The sequence below is a fragment of the Rhodococcus sp. IEGM 1354 genome (assembly GCF_030056855.1).
Taxonomy (GTDB): domain Bacteria; phylum Actinomycetota; class Actinomycetes; order Mycobacteriales; family Mycobacteriaceae; genus Rhodococcoides.
This window is the reverse complement of record NZ_JASHKT010000017.1, coordinates 67,738-83,521: the sequence shown is the minus strand read 5'-3', so window position 1 is coordinate 83,521 and position 15,784 is coordinate 67,738. Positions and strand designations below refer to the sequence as shown.

Below are 15,784 nucleotides of genomic sequence, written 5' to 3'. Positions count from 1 at the left end.
GCCGCCCGGATCACCCGAACCGCGATCTCACCACGATTGGCAACAAGAACCTTGGAAATCTTCTTATGGGAGGTAGAGGTGGTCATCTGTGCGAAGTCCTTCACTGGCCGAATCGGGCATTGACGAAAAGAGCTGGGGCGCTGGCGAGTCCATATCGATGCATATCTTCCGGTCGACCCCACAGGTCGATGGCTGCAGGCGGGTCCTCGACAACCGACGACTGCGCAGCAGTCAGAACAGCAACAACAGCGGCGATGTCGGTGTCGGTCGGTGATCCTCGAAACGACCAACTACCGGACGATGCAACATGATTCGCTGCGCCGCTCATAGGGGGATGTTTCCGTGTTTCTTCGGTGGCAGGGTCACTTGTTTGCGTTCGAGCAGTCGCAACGCGGTCACGATCTGCCCACGGGTGTGACTGGGCGGGATGACCGCATCGAGGTAGCCGCGCTCGGCAGCGACATACGGGTTGACCAACGTGTCCTCGTATTCCTGCTGCAGTGTCAACCGCAACGCATCGACGTCCTCACCGTTGTTCGCTGCTTCGAGCAGTTTTTTGCGGTACACGAACCCGACCGCACCCGAGGCCCCCATCACCGCGATCTGCGCTGTCGGCCACGCCAAATTGACGTCGGCACCCATGTGCTTGGACCCCATCACGTCGTACGCCCCGCCATAGGCTTTGCGGGTGATGACGGTGATCTTCCCGACCGTCGCCTCACCGTAGGCGTACAACAGTTTCGCCCCGCGCCGGATGATGCCGTTGTATTCCTGCCCTGTCCCGGGCAGGAATCCCGGCACATCGACCAACGTGATGATCGGAACGTTGAAGCAATCACAGGTGCGCACGAACCGCGCCGCTTTCTCCGAGGCATCGATATCCAAGGTGCCGGCGAACTGGGTGGGCTGATTGGCCACGATCCCCACCGACCGGCCATCGATCCGCCCGAACCCGACGATGATGTTGCGGGCCCGCCCCTCCTGCACTTCGAGGAATTCGTCGTCGTCGAGGATCCGGCGGATCACCTCGTGCATGTCGTACGGAGTGTTCGGCGAATCCGGAATCAACGTATCGAGCTCGAGATCCTCCGCCGTCAACGAATCCTCGATGGATCCAACGATCGGATCCGACGCCACCGTCCGTGGCGCATCGGCCCGATTGTTGCTCGGCAGATACGACAGGAGGTCTCGGACGTAGTCGAGGGCGTCCTGCTCCCCGGACGCGACGTAATGGGCGACCCCGGACTTCTCCATGTGGGTGTGTGCGCCACCGAGCTCTTCCATCGTCACGTTCTCCCCGGTGACGGTCTTGATCACATCGGGGCCGGTGACGAACATCTGGCTGGTGCCGTCGACCATGACCACGAAATCGGTCAACGCCGGCGAATAGACGTGCCCGCCCGCGGCGGGTCCCATGATCACCGAGATCTGCGGGATCACCCCCGATGCGCGGACGTTGCGGTGAAAGATCTCCCCGTACAACCCGAGGGAGACGACACCTTCCTGGATGCGGGCTCCGGCACCTTCGTTGATCCCCACCAACGGCCGTCCGGTCTTGATCGCCAGATCCATCACCTTGACGATCTTCTCGCCGTAGATCTCCCCGAGCGAGCCACCGAAGACGGTCGCGTCCTGGGAGAACACGCACACATCACGGCCGTCGACGGTGCCGTAGCCGGTGACGACACCGTCACCGAAGGGGCGATTGTCACCGAGCCCGAAATTCTGTGATCGGTGCCGCGCCAACGCATCGAGCTCGACGAACGAACCCTCGTCGAGCAGGGCGGTGATCCGCTCGCGCGCAGTCAACTTGCCCTTCGCGTGGACCCGCTCCACCGCCGCCTCACCCGACGGCATCTCCGCAGCCCCGAGACGTTTACGAAGATCGGCCAATTTACCCGCAGTGGTATGGATATCGGGTTCGGTTGTCGTCATGCAGATGTCCCCTACGCGTGTGTGTGGAAAGCCGGGTGCGGATGGTCAGTTGGTCGCGAGCGATCGGGCGATGACGAGTCGCTGAATCTGGTTGGTGCCCTCGAAGATCTGCGTGATCTTGGCGTCGCGCATGTATCGCTCGACGCGAAAGTCCCTGGTGTAGCCGTAACCGCCGAACACCTGTACGGCGTCGGTAGTCACCTTCATGGCCGCATCGGTAGCGATCAGCTTGGCCACAGAAGCGTTGCGGGAGTATGGAAGTCCCGCGTCACGACGACGAGCCGCGTCGAGATACGTCGCACGTGCGGAGTCCACAGCGGCGGCCATGTCCGCCAGGACGAACCCCAGACCCTGATGGTCGATGATCTTCTTGCCGAACGCGGTGCGCTCCTGCGCGTACTTCACTGCATCGTCGAGCGCGGCTTGCGCGATTCCTACTGCAACAGCGGCGATTCCGAGCCTTCCGGCGTCGAGGGCGCTGAATGCGATCTGCAGTCCTTGCCCTTCCGTTCCGATGCGCCATTCGGTGGGAACGTGAACGTTGTCGTAGTGCGCCGACGTGGTCGGGATCGCGTGCAGTCCCATCTTCTCCTCCGGCTTGCCGAAGCTCAGGCCGTCGGTTCCGTCCGGAACGAGAAAGCACGAGATGCCTTTCGATCCCTCGCCGGTCCGGGCGAACAGGTTGTAGAAGTCGGCCACTCCGCCGTGTGTGATCCACGCCTTCGAACCGTTGACCGTGTAGCCGCCCTCGATCGGGGTGGCCTTGCAACTCAATGCGGCAGCGTCCGAGCCGGCCTGCGCCTCGGACAGTGAGTACGCGCCGATCTGTGCACCACTGAGCATGCCGGGAAGCTTGTCGGCTTTCTGCTGATCGGTACCGAAAACCATCAGGGGGTGACAAGCCAGGCCGTGCACGCTCACCGCAACTGCAACGGCCGCCCAGCGCGATGCCAGTTCTTCGAGAACCTGGAGGTAGACCTCGTACGGTTGTCCTCCCCCGCCCCACTCCTCTGCGTAAGGCAGGCTCAACAGGCCCGCCTCGCCGAGGGTGTCGAACACTCCGTCGGGGTAAGCCTCACGCCGTTCGTGGTCGTCGACTATCGGGTCGAGTACCTTGTCCGCCACGTCACGGGTCAGCGCGATGAGGTCGCGCGCTTCGGCAGTGGGCAACAGGCGAGCGACGGGCACTAGAACCTCCGGGATGTTCGGCATCAGTACTGAAGAATGATCCGCAGTACTGATGCACAGTACTGCACAAGACGATGCAGTACCATCCTGGATGTGAACGCACCCGTGACCTCGCACGCCACGGCTCGCCGTTCTGAATTGTTCGACCAACTCGTCAGCCTGTTCCTGGCCGAGGGTTTCGCTCACCTGACGCTCGACACCATCGCGGCCCGCCTCCGCTGCTCCAAATCCACCTTGTACACGCTGGCGTCGAGCAAAGATCAGCTGGTGGGCGGCGCAACCGTGCACTACTTCAAATCCATGACCACTCAGGTCGAGAATGCGGTCGCCGAGGTCGACGGAACCCGCAACCGCATCACCACCTATCTCACCGCAGTCGGTGCCGCTCTGGAATCGGCGTCCGAACAATTCATGACCGATCTCGCGTCGCTCGAATCGGCGCGTTCGGTGTACGAACGCAACACCGCGATCGCCGCACGACGGGTCCAGGAGCTGATCAGCGAAGGTGTTGCGAGCGGCGAGGTACGCGACGTCCATGCGGCATTCGTCGGCGACGTCGCATCCTCGGTCATGGTCCGAATTCAGACGAGAGAAGTGTTCCGCCTGACCGGTCTGAGTGACGGAGACGCCTACCTCGAGCTGGCGAAATTGCTGACGGCGGGCATCGGGGCGTAGCGCCGGCACCGGGGAATGAATCGACCCCGCCGTGCGCTGACTCCTACGAACATAGTTGATCCTTCAACGAAAGAGCGCACGATGAAAAAGATCGGATTCCTGTCCTTCGGACATTGGTCACCGTCCCCGCAGTCGCAGACCCGATCGGCATCGGATGTGCTGCTGCAGTCGATCGACCTCGCGGTCGCGGCCGAGGAACTCGGAGCCGACGGCGCGTACTACCGCGTCCATCACTTCGCCAACCAGCTCGCGTCGCCGTTTCCGCTGCTCGCCGCCGTCGGTGCCAGGACGAGCACCATCGAAATCGGGACCGGCGTCATCGACATGCGGTACGAGAATCCTTTCTACATGGCCGAGGACTCCGGCTCTGCCGACCTCATCTCGGGCGGGCGGTTGCAGCTCGGCGTCAGTCGGGGATCGCCCGAACAGGTCATCGAGGGTTACCGGCACTTCGGGTACTCCCCCGCGGAGGGCTCCGACCACGCGGACATGGCTCGCGAGCACACCCGCATCTACCTCGATCTGCTGGAAGGCAAGGGCTTCGCTCAGCCGAACCCGCGGCCGATGTTCCCCAACCCGCCCGGCCTGCTGCGCCTCGAACCTCACGCACCGGGTCTGCGCCAACGAATCTGGTGGGGCGCAGGCACCCGCGAGACGGCCGAGTGGACGGCGCGCCAGGGCATGAATCTGATGAGCTCCACACTTCTCAGCGAAGACACCGGGGTGCCCTTCCATCGGTTGCAAGCCGAACAGATCGAACGCTTCCACAAGACGTGGAGCGACGCGGGCCACGACTTCGCTCCTCGAACATCCGTGAGCCGCAGCATCTTTCCGATCGTCAACGACCTCGACCGCGCCTACTTCGGCCGAGAGGGCAGCGGTGACGACCAAGTCGGCTACCTCGACGGCGGCAAGGCCCGTTTCGGCAAGACCTACGCGGGTGAGCCCGATCGGCTGATCGAAGAACTGGCAGCGGACGAAGCGATCGCCGCCGCGGATACTCTGCTGCTCACCGTCCCGAACCAGTTGGGCGTCGACTACTGCGCTCACGTTCTGGAGACACTGTTGCGCGACGTGGCCCCCGCACTGGGGTGGCGTTGATCACTGGGTGACCCGGCGCGATTGGTTTCGGCGGATACGGGTACTGGCCGCAGGTTCACCCGCCCCCACCTGCCAGGAGTCCCCATGCTCAAACGCGACGTATCCGCGCGCCTCGATGTAGACATCACCGCCGCCACCACACTCGAATTCCAGATCGCCATCGCACCGCACCCCGGTACGACGGTCACCGAATCGCTCTCCTTCGTTCTCGACGGTAATCCCGTCGAGGCGAAGGAGGTCAGCGGACCGCACGGCAACCGCATTCACGTCATGCCCGCCGACGTCGGCAACTTGCAGGTCTCGTACGACGCCACCATCCTGGGCAACACCACCCCGGCCCCCGTCACCGACTACGACATGTCGCTCTACCTCCGGCCCAGCCGATACGCCGAGGCCGACAAGTTCTACGGCTTCGCCGCAACAGAATTCGGCGACTACGCCGATTCCGAGGAACTGCTGGCCAAGATCTCCGCCTAGGTGGGCGCACGCCTGAATTACGTTCCAGGAAGCAGTGATCCGATCGACGGAGCCGTCGACACGCTACTCGCAGGCCAGGGAGTGTGCCGCGACTACTCGCATCTTGTCGTCGCGATGCTGCGCGCTGTCAACGTTCCTGCCCGTCTCGTGGCCGTGTACGCGCCCGGATGCGATCCGATGGATTTCCATGCCGTCGCCGAGGCGTTCGTGGGCGGACAGTGGCGCGTGGTCGATGCCACGTGCCTGGCCCCGCGCTCCACTCTGGTTCGTATTTCGGTAGGCCGCGATGCCGCCGATACCGCATTCCTGGACAACCACAAGGGTGCCATCACCCTGAACAGTTCCGTGGTCACCGCCGTGGTCGACGGCGACCTTCCGCACGACGACATCACCGAGCTGGTCTCCCTCACCTGAACGCCGCGGTAACTGGAGTGATGTAGATCACTTTCCTGCGACGTTTGCTTTCGGTGTCGAAAACCGACTATCTATCCGTTACCAACAATCACAGCCACCCGAAAGGTGCACACCATGAGCTTCATCGACAAGGCCAAGAACGCAGCAGAAGATGCCATCGGCAAGGCAAAGGAAGTTGTCGGCGACGCAACCAACAACAAGGACCTCGAGGCCGAGGGCAAGAAGGATCAGGGTTCGGCCGGCGTCAAGAAGGTCGGCGAGAACATCAAGGACACCTTCAAGTAACCAGCAGCACCGCATCGAGTGCCGCCGGTCACCGCGATCGGCGGCACTCGGTTTCTGCTCACCCTCCACTTCTCGGAACGGAACTCTCATGATTGCAACATCGGACACCACAACCACCAAGCGCCGCGGCGGATTCGCCTCGAAGTTGGCCCTCCTCGTCACGGTCGTGCTCGTTGCGGCACTGGTCATCTTCGTGCTGCAGAACACCGTTCACAGCACGATCAACTTCCTCGGCTGGAACTTCGATCTCGGGCAGGGCGTCGCAATGCTCGGTGCAGCCGTCGTGGGAGCGATCATCGCGCTGACTGCAACGGCAGCATTCAAGGTTCGACGGGCCGTCCGCTGACAACCTCCCCCACGACAGGACTTCCCGCATGATCCCGCTGCTGGCCCGCAAGTATCTCTACCGCTACCTCGTCGTCGCGATCGGCTTGCCCGTCGTTGCCCGGCTCCTCGCATTTGCCGGCGTCAGCCTCGAAAAACGAACGGGCAGAGCCAATGTCGTATCCAGGGCCCTGAAGTCCGCCGGCAGATTCGCGCAGCGTCGAGCAGACAAGGCTCATAGCAAGAAGGAACGCGAGAAGCAGCATTCCCTTCGCTAGGCCGGTCGACGACAGCGTCGACCGGCTGGCCCTGCCATGGCGGCTGCGCTCAATGTCCCGCCGGGTCGGTCAAGGACTTGCCTTCCTGAGCCTTGACACGCTTACGTTCCAACAGCACCAGGGTGATTCCGGCTGCGAGTAGGACCGGCGCGGCTACTGCCCCGATCCACACCCACCCGGTGAATCCGTAACCTGCCGCAGTGAGAGTGAGACCGAGGCTGACCAATGCCACCCCTATGCAGATGTAGCCGGGCCAGTTGCGCGTGTCGACGATCGCCTCACCCGCGTGCCCGCGAGTGGTCCGATCGTCGTCGATTGCCCCGGCGTCGGATTTGCTCGTGTTCTCGTCTGCCATGTGGATCCTCTCCGGATACGGACCGTCAGTCCCATTCGAGACAAACCGTCCACGTCGGCTGCCCGCTAGTCACCGGCGGTAAACCTGACGTCGGATCGGAAGATCAATCGTGCCAACTCACGGCAGCGAAAGGAGCATGACTCGACAACCGGCCGACGATGCCCGCATGCGCGAAGTCCTTTGCCGTGGCCACGGCGTCGAGCACGCCGGATCCCTTGGCCAGCTCGGCTGTGATGGCAGCTGCGAACACGCATCCTGCGCCGGACACCCTCTCGTCGCCGATCTTCGGGGCGCGCAGGACGGTGAGGTCCTTTCCGTCGAACACGACGTCGACGGCTTCGTCTCCGGGCAAGCCGGCGCCACCCTTGACCACGACGTACTGCGGGCCGAGGTCGGCGATCCTCTTCGCCGCCTCACCGAGATCCTCGACGGTGTCGATGGAGTCCATTCCGGACAGCGTCGTCGCCTCGAACAGGTTGGGTGTGATGACGGTGGCCAGCGGAAGAATGTCGCGACGCAGCGCATTGTCGGTGTCGAGAGCCGCACCGGGTTCCTGACCCTTGCAGATCAGCACGGGGTCGACCACCACATGACGCCACGGCTGTAGGCGCAGTGATTCCGCGACCGTGGCGACGGTGGCGGGGGTGCCCAGCATGCCGATCTTGACGACATCGAGATCGTGAGCGGCGGTGGCGACTTCGATTTGATCTGCGATCACCGAACTGTCGATCGGCACGAAGCGGTGGCCCCATTCGGCCTTCGGATCGAAGGACACGATGCACGTGATGGTGCCGACCCCGTAGACCCCCAACCGCTCGAACGTCTTGAGATCTGCTTGCAGACCGGCCCCGCCGGTGGCTTCCGAACCTGCGATCACGTACGCGATTGTCGACATCGGACCATTATGGCAACCGACGCCACATACCGCGCCGGGTGGTCGAGAAGCCGCGTGTGCCGGGCCCGCTGTCGCATTGTGCCCCGGCTCAGCGGCAGGTAGCGTCACCGCTGTCCGAGTCGAGTCCAGGCCGGTCCCCCACTGCGCAACCGCCGTACGTGTGCCCCGAGAACGGCTGCATATCAACGCTTTTCGTTCGGCGTTGCGGCGTACCGAGATGACGACGGAGGTCCGAGTGTGACGACGAAACGCGACACCACAGCTCGATGCGAGGACGTGTGGAACGTTCTTGCCGATGGCTGGTCCTACGCAATGTGGGTGGTCGGTGCATCCCGAATCAGAGCGGTCGACGCGGCGTGGCCCACTCCCGGCAGTGTCATCCACCATTCGGTCGGGGCATGGCCGCTCGTGCTCAGCGACATGACGCGCTCGGTCGCCGTCCACGAAAACCGCGAGCTACGGCTCGAAGCCCGGGCCATGCCGTTCGGACGCGCCTCCATCACCGTCCGGTTGCACCCGACCGCAACGGGCTGCACGATCGAAATGATCGAACACGCGAGCACACCGCCGTTCGAGCTCGTGCCCAACCGTGTTCAACATGCCCTGTCTCACCCCCGAAATTCCGAGGCACTCAGGCGTCTCGCACTGTTGGCCGAGCGCGCATCGAACCCGTAGAACCTGCCACGTCCGGCGCGGCCGGCTCGCCGAAACGTCTGTGCTGCAACCGATCGGCCGAACACGGTTGAAGACCGAACACACCGGGCATGCGATTGCCATGACATCCCCGCTGCGTCGTTCGATTCGATCTGTCTCCAGCACCGGCTCACGAAGCGGGAATCGGAGCTGATGGCGTCCGACCACAGTCCGAGCGTCCACCCGAACGGCTCCGAGTCCGACGAGTCGACGACGCCACTGCGACGGGCGATCTCGGGCCGGTTGTTGTTCGTCTTCATTCTCGGTGACGTGCTGGGTGCCGGGATCTACGCTCTCGTCGGGGAAATCGCGGGTGAGGTCGGCGGAGCGATCTGGCTGCCGATGCTGCTCGCTCTCCTGATGGCCTTGCTCACTGCGGCGTCCTACGCCGAATTGGTGACCAAGTACCCGCGAGCAGGCGGGGCCGCGGTGTTCGCCCAGCGAGCCTTCCGGCGACCGATAGTGTCGTTCCTCGTCGGATTCTCGATGCTCGCGGCAGGCGTCACGAGCGCGGGAGGTCTGGCGCTGGCCTTTTCCGGCGACTATCTCGCAGTGTTCCTCGAAGTGCCCGCTGTTCCTGCGGCGATCGTCTTCCTTCTACTCGTCGGTCTTCTCAATGCCCGCGGCATCACCGAATCTCTTCGGGCCAACCTCGGTATGACGGTGATCGAGGTGTCCGGTCTCGTCGTGATCATCGCCCTGGCCGGGCTCGTTCTGAGCCGCGGCGACGGCGCGCCGTCACGAGTGCTCGAATTCACCGACGACACCACGCCGACGCTGGCAGTACTGGGTGCAGCTCTGCTCGCCTTCTACTCGTTCGTCGGTTTCGAGACTTCGGCCAACATCGCCGAGGAGGTCGAGGATGTGCGGCGGGTGTATCCCCGGGCTCTGCTCGGGGCCGTCACGACGGCCGGAGTGGTCTACGTGCTGGTCGGTCTCGCAGTCTCGACGGTCGTACCCGCGGATACCCTGGCCCAGTCCACCGGTCCGCTGCTCGAGGTCGTCGACGCCGCCGACGCCGGAATCCCACCGTGGGTCTTCAGCCTGGTCGCCCTCGTCGCCGTCGCCAACGGTGCCTTGCTGACGATGATCATGGCGTCGAGATTGACCTTCGGCATGGCCCGCGACGGATTGCTTCCGGTCGCCCTGGCCAAGGTGCTGCCCGGCCGCCGGACTCCATGGGCGGCCATTGTCGCGACCACTGTGGTCGCAATGGTGTTGTGTACCACCGGCTCGGTGGCCGCGCTCGCCGAAACTGTGGTGCTGCTTCTGTTGTTCGTCTTCATCAGTACCAACATTGCCGTGCTCGTACTGCGTCGGGACCGATCCGACACCGACCACTTCCGAACGCCGACGGCGCTTCCCGTACTGGCGTTGATCACGTGCGCCGTGCTGCTCACTCAGCAGTCCGCGGCCACGTGGCTCCGCGCCGGGCTGCTGCTCGCAGTCGGAATCGCGCTGTACTACGTCGGTAGGGTTGTCAGCAAGAGGACCGCGACCGAACCCAGGAGCATCACCTGATGACCACCACAGAGGTCGACGCAGTCGTCATCGGCAGCGGTCACAACGGATTGGTCGCCGCGGCAGCGATGGCCGACGCGGGGTGGGACGTCGTGATTCTCGAGGCGGCCGAACTACCCGGCGGCGCCGTCCGCAGTGCCGAACTGGTTCCTGGATTCACCAGCGACCTGTTCAGCGCGTTCTATCCGCTGGCAGTGTCCTCGCCGGCCATGACGGCACTCGAGCTCGAACGTCACGGACTGACGTGGTCTCACTCTCCGACGGTCTACGGCCACGCGCGATCCCCGCAGGACACCGACGCCCCGGTCGTCCATCACGACGTCGAGGCGACCGCTGCGCTGTTGCGTGAGCACGACGTACGCGACGGTGACACGTGGCTGCGCCTGTTCGAGCAGTGGGAACGTATTCGCACTCCCCTGCTCGGTTCGCTCTTCGGGCCTTTTCCACCGGTACTGCCGGCAGCACGATTGGCGCGCACTCTCGGCGTGTCCGAGACACTGCGTTTCGGCCGGTTCGCTGCGTTGCCTGCACGGGTGATGGCCCACGAGCTGTTCCACAGCGAGGCCGCTCGGTGCCTGCTCCTGGGCAATGCGATGCACGGCGACGTTCCCACCGACGCGCCGGTGAGCGGAATGATGGGATATCTGCTGACGATGCTCGCGCAGGACGTCGGTTATCCGGCACCCGTAGGTGGATCGTCGGCATTGACCGACGCGTTGATCCGCCGGGCCGCAGCCTCGGGTGCTGTGCTGACGTGCAGTCGACCCGTCGAGTCCATCGATGTGCGGGGCGGTCGTGCACGCGCCGTGCACACGACAGGCGGCGAGACGTTCCGCGCTCGACGAGCGATCGTTGCCGATGTGTCGGCCCCCGCGCTGTACGGGTCGTTGCTGCCCTTCGACGCGGTCCCCCGTCGCGTGCACGACGACTTACGCGCGTTCGAGTGGGACACCCCCGTGGTCAAGCTCAACTACGCTCTCGACCGCCGAATACCTTGGCGCTCGGCATCTTTGACCGAGGCGGGCACCGTCCACCTCGGCGCGGACGACAACGGCCTCGTCCATTGGGCGGCCGATCTCACGACCGGGGTTCTCCCGCAGAGCCCGTTCATGTTGTTCGGACAGATGACCACGGCGGACCGGTCCAGGTCGCCCGAGGGCACCGAAAGCGCTTGGGCCTACACACATCTGCCGCGCGGCGTCGTCGACGACTCGGCCGCCGAGACCGTCGCCGACCGCGTCGATCAGGTGTTGGAACAGCACGCCCCAGGATTCGCCGATTCGGTGGTGGGACGGGTGGTGCAGAGACCGAGCGATCTGCACGGTGCCGACGCCAACCTGCACGGCGGTGCAGTCAACGGCGGCACCGCACAATTGCAGCAGCAGTTGATCTTTCGTCCCACGCCAGGATTGGGGCGCGCGGAGACTCCGGTGGAAGGACTGTTCCTCGGATCCGCGTCCGCCCACCCCGGAGGCGGAGTCCACGGTGCGGCCGGTGCCAACGCCGCTCGGGCCGCACTCGGCCAGCGCGGGGCGCGCGGATGGGCGCGAAAGAAAGTCACCAGTGCACTGATCGAATTCTTGACCCGATGACGGCGTTACCGAAACGAGATCTTTCGTTACCGACTCGAGATCATCGGCTTCACCGTCCGACACTTCGTACTGGCATCGTTGACTACACAACAAACCAGCGAGCCGGCGGAGACACCAGCCGGCCGCGCACTTCTCCGGAAGAGGTCTCGACATGTCGATGAACATTGCCACCATGGACAGCGCCGTTCGCGACGACGAAGCCGAGTTCCGACTCGACACCATCGTCCGTTCCGGCGGGGACAACATCCTGCGCGCCTTCGGTGAACTCGATATGTCGACACGGGCCGAGTTCGTCCACGGCCTCGACCGCCTGGCCGCCGATTCTTCTCGGGTGACGATCGACCTGTCGGAAGTGTCGTTCGTCTACTCGGGAGTCGCGAATGCCATCGTCGATGCGGCATACACCCACCCGGGCAAGATCGTCATCCACGCGCCGGCCCGTTCGGTGCGCATGGTCCTCGACGTACTGGGTGCAGGCGCGCTGTTCGTCGACGCGCCTGGATCGTGAATCGGACACGATGACAGGTAACCTCGGCCGTATGTCTGACGACCCGACCGGAGGACAGTTCGAGATCGTTTCGGATGTGCACGACGCGACAACCGTCATCACAGTCAGAGGCGAACTCGACCTGGATACCATCCCCCACTTGTCCGCCGCTGCATTCCCTGCGGCCGACGCCGCGGAGCGCGGACTGGTAGTCGACATGACCGATGTGAGCTTTCTGTCGTCGAGCGCCATCACCGTGTTGGTCCGGGTGTCCGACCGACTGCCCGAATCGTCGCGGATGGCGCTGGTCGCCGTCGACGGGGTGGTCGTTCGCCCGGTGCAGCTCAGCGGAATCGACCGGGTGATGGCCACGTTCACGACCGTCCCCGAGGCTGTGGCGCATGTGCAGTCGAGCGCGGTCGACAGGGAGGGCGGCCGATGACGTCCCACCCGCAGCCCGCCAGTCGGTGGAGTCACACTGCGACCGCAGAAGCTGCCGCTGCCAGCGCCGCGCGGCGCCGACTCCAGGGTTGGGCGCTCGAACTGGGCGTGCATCGGGCTCTCGTGGACGACATCGCTCTCGGGGCCTACGAAGCCCTGGCCAACGTCGTCGAACATGCCTACAGCTCTGCGCCCGAGCCGGGGACGATGACGATCACCGCAGCGTACGAACGCGAGACGCTGACCGTCACCGTCTCGGACACCGGCACGTGGCGTCCGCCGGCACCGACGACCACACGAAGCCACGGGCTTCAGCTCGCCGAGGCAGTGTCCGACGACCTCACCGTCGACCACCGTCCGGGTCTGGGCACCGTGGTCACCGCGGTGTGGCGGAACCCAGTCACGGCCGAAGCAACCGGCCGCCCCACATAATTCCTGGTAGGAGAAGCCATGACCGCCTCGGCTGCCGAACTGCTCGACTCCGCACCGTGCGGAGTTTTTTCGATCGATGTTGCGTCCGGCGACATCCTTTACGCCAACGCGGCGGCCGCCCGCATCACGGCAATCGGTCAGGACGATCTGGTCGGCACCGCAGTCACGGACCTCTTCAGCCCCGAGTTCGCACCGGTCTTGCGCGAGCTGCTCGCGGCAGCCACGTCGTCCGACTCCGACTCGCCCATCGGAGTGACTGCTCAGCTCACCGGTGCACCCGCGTCGGGCTCGCAGACCGCGGTGTCGATGCTCGCCAACAGCCTGCGAGCGGTGTCGGGTGCGACGACGGTGACCATGACGCTGCACAACGAGACCGAGCGCCGAGTCCGTGAGCAGCACCTGATGGACGCCCGAATGTATGCCGAGGCAGCTCAGGACGACGCCGAGGCCGCTCTCGACAGATCTCAGGATGCGTTGGGCGCGTCGGAGGAAGCCCGCAAGTTGGCGGAAGCCGAGAAGACCCAGGTACAGATTCTGGCGTCGACTCTGCAACGCACACTGTTGCCGCCGATCCTGTCCGCGCCGACGGGCATGCAGGTGGCGGCCCACTACCACCCCGCGTCCATCGACGAAGTGGGCGGCGACTTCTACGACGTGTTTCCCCTCGACAAGACGACGTGGGGTTTCTTCCTCGGCGACGTGAGCGGAAAAGGTGCGGGCGCGGCGGCCGTCACGTCGCTGACTCGATACACGCTGCGGGCAGCAGCGGTCTTCGATCGGGATCCGATCGCCGTACTCGAAAACCTCAACACTGTGCTGCACCACGAGTTCCACGGCGACGATCCGCGGTTCTGCACCGTGGTCTTCGGTACCGTCGCGCCGGGGCCGGACGGTACCGTGGTGCACCTCGCCAGCGGCGGCCACCCGCCGGCTCTCCGTGTCACGCACGACGGCGTCGCCGAATTCGTGGACACCACCGGCGGGCAGTTGGTCGGAGCCCTCACCGAACCGCACTTCACCTCGGCGTCGGTGACGATGAAGCCCGGTGACGTGTTGGCGTTCTACACCGACGGGCTGACCGAGGCGATCGTCGGCCCGGGGCGAACTCGCTTCGACGACGACGGCAGTCTGCTGTCGTTCGCCGCCGAACGAGGCCGGACCTCCGCGGCGAAGATCGTCGACGATCTCACCGCATTGTTGGCCTCGTTCGGTGACGGACTTCAGGACGACGTGGCGTTGCTCGCCTTCGAGGTTCCCCCGATCGAGACCGATTCGGATTCGGAGTCGATCGAGTCGTAGACCTTCGAGTCCTCGATCGACTCCAACGGCGGTACCTCCTCGCCGTCGAGCACCCTGCGCATTCGCTCTTTGTCGAGCTGGCCCTCCCAATTCGCCACGACGAAGGTCGCGACGCAATTGCCCAGCAGATTCACCGACACTCGCATGGAGTCCATGATGCGGTCGGCACCGAGCAGCAACGCCACTGCCGCCACCGGGATGGACCCGTGTCCGATGGCCGCAATGGTCGCCGACAATGCGAGGAACGACGAACCCGGTACTCCCGCCATGCCTTTGGAGGTCAGCATCAGGATCAACACCGCACCGATCTGCTCTCCCAGTGTCAGGTCCACGCCGAGAGCCTGCGCGAGAAAGAGAATGCAGATCGACAGATAGAGGGTCGCTCCGTCGAGGTTGAACGAATATCCCGTCGGAACCACCAGACCGGTGGTCGTGCGGGAGCACCCTGCCTCGGTCAGCTTGACCATGATGCGTGGCAGTACCACCTCCGTCGACGCCGTTCCGAGGGCAAGAAACAACTCGTCCTTGATGTATCGCAAGAATTTCCAGAGGTTGACTCCGGCGAAGTACCGCGCGACGGCAGCGAGAACGAGAATGAACAACACGGCAGCCAGGTAGCAGCACGCGATCAGCTTTCCGTAGCTCCCGAGCGACGAGATGCCGTACTGACCGACGATGTATGCCATCGCTCCGAAGGCACCGATGGGTGCCAAGCGCATGATCCAACCGATGATCGTGAAGAAGATGTGGCTGATGTGATCGACGAGTTCGAGCACGATCGGCGGGCCCTTCTCACCGAACTTCGCCAAGGCCAAACCGAACAGCACGGCGAAGAACAGCACCTGCAGTAGCGCGTTCTCCGCGAATGCCGACACCACGGAGGTCGGAATGATGTTCAGCAAGAAGTCCACGGTGTGCGGCAACTCGCCGCTGCCGGTCTTCTGGTCGACGGCCTCGGCACCGGTGGCCAAGGTCTGCGGGTCGATGGAGAATCCGGACCCCGGCTTGACGAGGTTGCCGACCGCCAGGCCGAATACGAGCGCGAACGTCGTGATCAGCTCGAAGTAGACCAGCGCCTTGACGCCGATGCGGCCGACGGACTTGAGGTCGCCCACATGGGCGATGCCGATGACGACGGTGCAGAAGATGATCGGCGCGATCAGCATCTTGATGAGCTTGATGAAGCCGTCGGCCAGTGGTTTGAGGTCCGCCCCCAAGCCCGGCCAGAGCCACCCGATCGCAATGCCTCCGACTATGCCGATCAGTAACTGCACGAAAAGAGATGCATACCAAGGCTTTCGGCGTACATCGGGTTCGGCTTCCCGGTCCGTTGCGGTCGGTCGTTCTGTCATGCGCTCACCGTTCGATCGAGTTTCCGTCGTGCTCGGCGAC

Annotated in this window: 19 protein-coding genes and 1 pseudogene; 13 read left to right on the top strand and 7 right to left on the bottom strand. The window is 64.2% G+C overall.

The genetic code is table 11. The features are described 5' to 3' along the window. The 4 genes from QM588_RS25845 to QM588_RS24165 all read right to left on the bottom strand — a co-directional run. A partial coding sequence (locus tag QM588_RS25845; RefSeq protein WP_371832973.1) for a biotin carboxylase N-terminal domain-containing protein occupies window positions 1–86 on the bottom strand: 86 nt, incomplete at its 3' end. 14 nt (window positions 87–100) lie between these two features. Further along, complete coding sequence (locus tag QM588_RS24175) at window positions 101–328, bottom strand: acyl-CoA carboxylase epsilon subunit (protein ID WP_283317134.1); 228 nt, start codon at window positions 326–328, stop codon at window positions 101–103. Then, window positions 325–1,935, bottom strand: coding sequence for an acyl-CoA carboxylase subunit beta (locus tag QM588_RS24170; protein ID WP_283317133.1), 1,611 nt, complete (start codon window positions 1,933–1,935; stop codon window positions 325–327). The genes QM588_RS24175 and QM588_RS24170 overlap by 4 nt, the downstream gene beginning before the upstream one ends. A gap of 45 nt (window positions 1,936–1,980) precedes the next feature. Next, the gene (locus QM588_RS24165; protein WP_283317132.1) at window positions 1,981–3,123 is read right to left on the bottom strand and encodes an acyl-CoA dehydrogenase family protein; all 1,143 of its coding nucleotides are present in this window, start codon (window positions 3,121–3,123) and stop codon (window positions 1,981–1,983) included. A 93-nt stretch (window positions 3,124–3,216) separates the two neighbouring features. Between QM588_RS24165 and QM588_RS24160 the strand changes: the two genes are divergently transcribed. From QM588_RS24160 to QM588_RS24135, 6 genes and pseudogenes are all read left to right on the top strand, one after another. Beyond that, window positions 3,217–3,798 carry a TetR/AcrR family transcriptional regulator gene (locus tag QM588_RS24160; RefSeq protein ID WP_230074079.1) on the top strand — a complete coding sequence of 194 codons (582 nt, stop codon included), beginning with the start codon at window positions 3,217–3,219 and terminating at the stop codon, window positions 3,796–3,798. 81 nt (window positions 3,799–3,879) lie between these two features. Continuing rightward, complete coding sequence (locus QM588_RS24155; protein WP_283317128.1) at window positions 3,880–4,899, top strand: LLM class flavin-dependent oxidoreductase; 1,020 nt, start codon at window positions 3,880–3,882, stop codon at window positions 4,897–4,899. A gap of 84 nt (window positions 4,900–4,983) precedes the next feature. Beyond that, window positions 4,984–5,790, top strand: a pseudogene (locus tag QM588_RS24150) (transglutaminase-like domain-containing protein). Window positions 5,791–5,904: 114 nt separating this feature from the next. Then, window positions 5,905–6,075, top strand: a complete 171-nt coding sequence (locus QM588_RS24145) for a CsbD family protein (RefSeq protein WP_027495724.1) — start codon at window positions 5,905–5,907, stop codon at window positions 6,073–6,075. Window positions 6,076–6,163: 88 nt separating this feature from the next. Then, the gene (locus QM588_RS24140; RefSeq protein WP_176456997.1) at window positions 6,164–6,421 is read left to right on the top strand and encodes a lipopolysaccharide assembly protein LapA domain-containing protein; all 258 of its coding nucleotides are present in this window, start codon (window positions 6,164–6,166) and stop codon (window positions 6,419–6,421) included. Between the two features lie 28 nt (window positions 6,422–6,449). Next, the gene (locus QM588_RS24135) at window positions 6,450–6,677 is read left to right on the top strand and encodes a hypothetical protein (protein WP_283317126.1); all 228 of its coding nucleotides are present in this window, start codon (window positions 6,450–6,452) and stop codon (window positions 6,675–6,677) included. 49 nt (window positions 6,678–6,726) lie between these two features. On the opposite strand, the gene QM588_RS24130 is transcribed toward QM588_RS24135, so the two are convergent. Further along, a complete protein-coding gene (locus tag QM588_RS24130; RefSeq protein WP_283317125.1) occupies window positions 6,727–7,032 on the bottom strand; it encodes a hypothetical protein in 306 nt (101 codons plus the stop codon). Window positions 7,033–7,135: 103 nt separating this feature from the next. After that, on the bottom strand, window positions 7,136–7,927 hold the full coding sequence (thiD, locus tag QM588_RS24125) for a bifunctional hydroxymethylpyrimidine kinase/phosphomethylpyrimidine kinase (RefSeq protein WP_283317124.1): 792 nt from the start codon (window positions 7,925–7,927) through the stop codon (window positions 7,136–7,138). Window positions 7,928–8,164: 237 nt separating this feature from the next. Between thiD and QM588_RS24120 the strand changes: the two genes are divergently transcribed. From QM588_RS24120 to QM588_RS24090, 7 genes are all read left to right on the top strand, one after another. Further along, on the top strand, window positions 8,165–8,602 hold the full coding sequence (locus QM588_RS24120) for an SRPBCC family protein (RefSeq protein WP_283317123.1): 438 nt from the start codon (window positions 8,165–8,167) through the stop codon (window positions 8,600–8,602). Between the two features lie 171 nt (window positions 8,603–8,773). Further along, entirely contained in the window at window positions 8,774–10,141 is a 1,368-nt protein-coding gene (locus QM588_RS24115) for an APC family permease (RefSeq protein WP_283317121.1), read from the top strand. Further along, window positions 10,141–11,733, top strand: a complete 1,593-nt coding sequence (locus tag QM588_RS24110) for a phytoene desaturase family protein (RefSeq protein WP_283317120.1) — start codon at window positions 10,141–10,143, stop codon at window positions 11,731–11,733. The genes QM588_RS24115 and QM588_RS24110 overlap by 1 nt, the downstream gene beginning before the upstream one ends. A 151-nt stretch (window positions 11,734–11,884) precedes the next feature. Continuing rightward, entirely contained in the window at window positions 11,885–12,241 is a 357-nt protein-coding gene (locus tag QM588_RS24105) for an STAS domain-containing protein (RefSeq protein ID WP_283317119.1), read from the top strand. 31 nt (window positions 12,242–12,272) lie between these two features. Then, on the top strand, window positions 12,273–12,662 hold the full coding sequence (locus QM588_RS24100; protein WP_283317117.1) for an STAS domain-containing protein: 390 nt from the start codon (window positions 12,273–12,275) through the stop codon (window positions 12,660–12,662). Beyond that, window positions 12,659–13,093 (top strand): ATP-binding protein, encoded by a 435-nt coding sequence (locus QM588_RS24095; protein ID WP_283317116.1) that lies wholly within the window; start codon window positions 12,659–12,661, stop codon window positions 13,091–13,093. The genes QM588_RS24100 and QM588_RS24095 overlap by 4 nt, the downstream gene beginning before the upstream one ends. Window positions 13,094–13,111: 18 nt before the next feature. Then, window positions 13,112–14,392 carry a PP2C family protein-serine/threonine phosphatase gene (locus QM588_RS24090; RefSeq protein WP_283317114.1) on the top strand — a complete coding sequence of 427 codons (1,281 nt, stop codon included), beginning with the start codon at window positions 13,112–13,114 and terminating at the stop codon, window positions 14,390–14,392. Here the strand turns inward: QM588_RS24090 and dctA are convergent. Then, on the bottom strand, window positions 14,314–15,744 hold the full coding sequence (gene dctA, locus QM588_RS24085; RefSeq protein WP_283317112.1) for a C4-dicarboxylate transporter DctA: 1,431 nt from the start codon (window positions 15,742–15,744) through the stop codon (window positions 14,314–14,316). The two genes, QM588_RS24090 and dctA, sit on opposite strands and share 79 nt — an antisense overlap. Window positions 15,745–15,784: the final 40 nt, after the last annotated feature.